The organism is Pseudomonas sp. P5_A2_2, assembly GCF_054177685.1.
Genome location: NZ_JBGCUL010000475.1, coordinates 1 through 3487, shown reverse-complemented (window position 1 = coordinate 3487; position 3487 = coordinate 1). Strand labels below are relative to the sequence as shown.

The following is a 3487-nucleotide window of genomic DNA, read 5'->3' as shown; positions in this document are numbered from 1 at the left end:
GAAGTTGCAGCACGATGCGCTGGCGCCCACGGTGTCGCAGACCCAGCGCAGCTACCGGATCGTCGTATCGAGCAAAGTGGCGGCGGACAACGTGCTTGAAACCTACAAGGCCTCGAACGGCGGCAAGGTGTTCCTGTACGAACGCAAGTTGCTGGCGTCGGCGTTCGTGCCGTCGACGTTCGAGCGTGCGGCGCAGGAGTGTCTGTAAGCAGAATTTCAGGCAAAAAAAAGCCACCAGAATTGGCAGCAGAAAGTTAAAGCACGCATTGAATGACTTGAGTATGGCGCCCGGCTCATGACGATTCGATGACGGCTTGATGGCCGCTCGTCAGGACATCGCTAATCTTGCTGCAAGTGACTAATTGTGGCGAGGGGGCTTGCCCCCGTTGGGTTGCGAAGCAGCCCCAGTATTTCCGATGTATCGAAGATCTTGTGAGTGCTGCGCACTCAAACGGGGGCAAGCCCCCTCGCCACAGGTCTTGTGTTGAGCCTTAGTAAATCTCCGGCACGATGATTTCCTGCGGTACAGGCCCCCGTGAATAGTCTTTCTGGCGCTCGCGTTGGGGCAATTCGATCACCGGCAGCTCGACTTCTTCATAAGGCATCTGGCTGAGCAGGTGATGAATGCAGTTGAGCCGGGCCTTCTTCTTGTCGTCGGCCTGTACCACCCACCAGGGCGCTTCGGCGATGTGGGTGCGCTCGAGCATGATTTCCTTGGCCTTGGTATAGGCCTCCCAGCGACGGCGCGACTCCAGGTCCATGGGGCTGAGCTTCCACTGCTTGAGCGGATCGTGAATGCGGCTGAGAAAGCGCAGGTTCTGTTCCTGGTCGGAAATCGAGAACCAGTACTTGATCAACTGGATGCCGGAGCGGGCGAGCATGCGCTCGAATTCCGGCACCGTGCGGAAGAATTCTTCGTACTGGTCGTCATTGCAGAACCCCATGACCTTCTCGACCCCGGCGCGGTTGTACCAGCTGCGGTCGAACAGCACGATTTCCCCGGCGGCGGGCAAGTGCGATACGTAGCGCTGGAAATACCACTGCGTGCGCTCGCGGTCGTTGGGCGCGGGCAGGGCGGCCACCCGGCAGACCCGAGGGTTGAGGCGCTGGGTGATGCGCTTGATCACGCCACCCTTGCCGGCGGCATCGCGGCCTTCGAACAGGATCACCACCTTGTGCCCGGTTTTCACCACCCAACTCTGCAGTTTCACCAGTTCGCCTTGCAGGCGAAACAGTTCGGCGAAGTAGCGACGTCGGGCTTCTTTCTCGCTGCCATCCTCGATGTGTTCATCGAACAGTGCGTCCAGGTTGTGCCCGTCTTCCAATAATTCCAGTTCCAGCTCCTCGTCACTGATATCGAGCAGCTCGCGGTGGATGCGCTGGATCAAGGTGTCCTGATTGGAAAGCATGGTGAGACACTCGCGTCATGGGTGGTACGGCCGATCCTGGTCACAGTTTGTTACGAAGTGGTGATGCCAGGCGGTGTCATCTGGGTGTCATCGAAGCCATGGCAAGATCCTCGCAATCCGTCTTGAGTACCCGACGGCCGCCAGTCCGCCGGCAGATGAATGTGCAAGGAACCCCCTATGAAAGACGCCCCGCTGTTTGCCGCCATCGACCTGGGTTCCAATGCGTTTCGCCTGATGATTGGCCAGTCGGTGAGACGGAACCAGCAGATGGTCATCCAGGAAGTGAAAACCCTGCGTGAACCGGTACGTCTGGCCGAAGGCCTGCAGGGCGGGGCGCTCGATGAGTTGGCGCTGGACCGTGGCTGGCAGGCGCTGGCGCGATTCGGCAAGAAACTGCGCGGTTTCGAGGCCGGGCGCGTGCGGGCGGTGGCCACCAGCGCGGTACGCGAAGCGGACAACGCGCCGCTGTTCCTGGCCAGTGCCGAACGCCACCTGGGCTTTCGCATCGACGTCATTTCCGGTCACGAAGAGGCGCAACTGGTCTACGCMGGCGTGGCCCACACCTTGCCGGCGCAAACCATGCGGCTGGTGGTGGATATCGGCGGTGGCTCCACGGAGATGATCATCGGCCGTGGCGACCAGCTGCTGGTCACCGAGAGCATTGCCATCGGCAGCGGCACCTTCGGTGCGCGTTACTTCCATGGCGGGCGGATCGTGGCCGAAGCGCTGCTGGAGGCCGAGCGCGCGGCCACCGTGCAATTCGAACGCATTGCCCGCCGTTACCGCACCATGGGCTGGCAGCAGGCGATCGGTTCTTCCGGGACGGCGCGGATGCTGGCCAAGGTGCTCAAGGCCAATGGCTTGAATGATGACCACCAGAGCGGCATCACCTACGGTGGCCTGTTGCGCCTGTCGTTGCGCCTGCTGGAAGTCAAACATGTGAAACACCTCAAGTTGGCCGGTTTGCCCACCCATCGCCTGAGCATCTTGCCCGGTGGCCTGGCGGTGATGCTGGCGGCGTTCAAGGTGTTCGGGATCACGCATATGATTGCGTCTGAGCCGGGTCTGCGGTTCGGCGTGCTGCATGGATTGATGAACAAACACTAMAGTCCGCCAGCCGAGGTAAACCCATGACCGACCCCCGTCGCGTGCTGTTTGTCTGCGCCCGAAACGATGTCCGTTCACCCATGGCCGAAGCCCTGTTGCGTCACATTGATCCTGACGACTTCCAGGCCTTCAGCGCCGGGCTCGAGGCCAGCGAGATCGATCCACGCACGTTCGAATCCCTCGATCACATCGGTGTCGATGCCAGCGGCTTGCGCAGCAAGTCCCTCGAGGATTTCGAAGGCCAGGCGTTCGACTACGTCGTCACCCTGTGCGACAAGTCCTCCGAAGAGGCCTCACGCATGCCGTTTACCGGTGAAGTGATGGTCTGGAGCTTCGAAGACCCGACCATCAGCGAAAGACACGACCCGTTCCGCCATACCCTCCAGGAAATCGGCGACCGCATCAAAATGTTCGTCACCGTGAAAACCCGCCCCGTGCCCCAGGCGCCGTCAGTCAGCGATTCCTGAAAACCTTCGGACACCGTCTACCCTCATCGGTCACAACCATCATGATGAGGGTCGAAACGGTGATGAAAACGGAAAAGGTTGAAACAAACGAAGCCTCGACGCTGATCGACGAACGAATCCGGGAACTGGCCGACTGGCGCGGCGAAACCCTGGCCCACGTCCGCAAGATCATCCGCCAGGCCGACCCCGAAGTGATTGAAGAATGGAAGTGGCGGGGCGTGCCGGTGTGGTCCCATGCCGGCATCATTTGCGCCGGCGAGACCTACAAGCAAGTGGTGAAGATGACCTTCGCCAAGGGCGCTTCGCTGGATGATCCGTCGAAATTGTTCAACGCAAGCCTGGAAGGCAATACCCGGCGTGCCATCGATATCCGCGAGGGTGAGCGGATCGATGAAGCGGCGCTGACGGTGTTGATTCAGGCAGCCATTGAGCTCAATACCTCCCGAACCAAAAAGTAACTCAGTACACAGAACCCTGTGGGAGCGAGCCTGCTCGCGATGAGGG

The 3487-nt window shown here is 60.4% G+C and carries 4 protein-coding genes and 1 pseudogene; 4 read left to right on the top strand and 1 reads right to left on the bottom strand.

Going from position 1 to position 3487, the window contains the following annotated elements; genetic code table 11:
- Window positions 1–208: pseudogene (locus ACXRVY_RS20660) on the top strand (hypothetical protein); the annotation flags it as partial.
- Between the two features lie 283 nt (window positions 209–491).
- Here the strand turns inward: ACXRVY_RS20660 and ppk2 are convergent.
- Window positions 492–1409, bottom strand: a complete 918-nt coding sequence (gene ppk2, locus ACXRVY_RS20655) for a polyphosphate kinase 2 (RefSeq protein ID WP_223463641.1) — start codon at window positions 1407–1409, stop codon at window positions 492–494.
- 177 nt (window positions 1410–1586) lie between these two features.
- Between ppk2 and ACXRVY_RS20650 the strand changes: the two genes are divergently transcribed.
- The 3 genes from ACXRVY_RS20650 to ACXRVY_RS20640 all read left to right on the top strand — a co-directional run bounded on the left by ACXRVY_RS20650 (window position 1587) and on the right by ACXRVY_RS20640 (window position 3441).
- Window positions 1587–2543 carry a Ppx/GppA phosphatase family protein gene (locus ACXRVY_RS20650; RefSeq protein WP_458238119.1) on the top strand — a complete coding sequence of 319 codons (957 nt, stop codon included), beginning with the start codon at window positions 1587–1589 and terminating at the stop codon, window positions 2541–2543.
- A complete protein-coding gene (locus ACXRVY_RS20645; protein ID WP_223463643.1) occupies window positions 2540–2983 on the top strand; it encodes an arsenate reductase ArsC in 444 nt (147 codons plus the stop codon). The genes ACXRVY_RS20650 and ACXRVY_RS20645 overlap by 4 nt, the downstream gene beginning before the upstream one ends.
- A 62-nt stretch (window positions 2984–3045) precedes the next feature.
- Window positions 3046–3441, top strand: a complete 396-nt coding sequence (locus tag ACXRVY_RS20640; RefSeq protein ID WP_223463644.1) for a DUF1801 domain-containing protein — start codon at window positions 3046–3048, stop codon at window positions 3439–3441.
- Window positions 3442–3487 lie beyond the last annotated feature (46 nt).

Excerpts from the sequence above, each read along its gene's own strand:
- ACXRVY_RS20640 (WP_223463644.1), top strand. The coding sequence starts at position 3,046 with ATGAAAACGGAAAAGGTTGAAACAAACGAAGCCTCGACGCTGATCGAC.
- ppk2 (WP_223463641.1), bottom strand. The coding sequence starts at position 1,409 with ATGCTTTCCAATCAGGACACCTTGATCCAGCGCATCCACCGCGAGCTG.
- ACXRVY_RS20645 (WP_223463643.1), top strand. The coding sequence starts at position 2,540 with ATGACCGACCCCCGTCGCGTGCTGTTTGTCTGCGCCCGAAACGATGTC.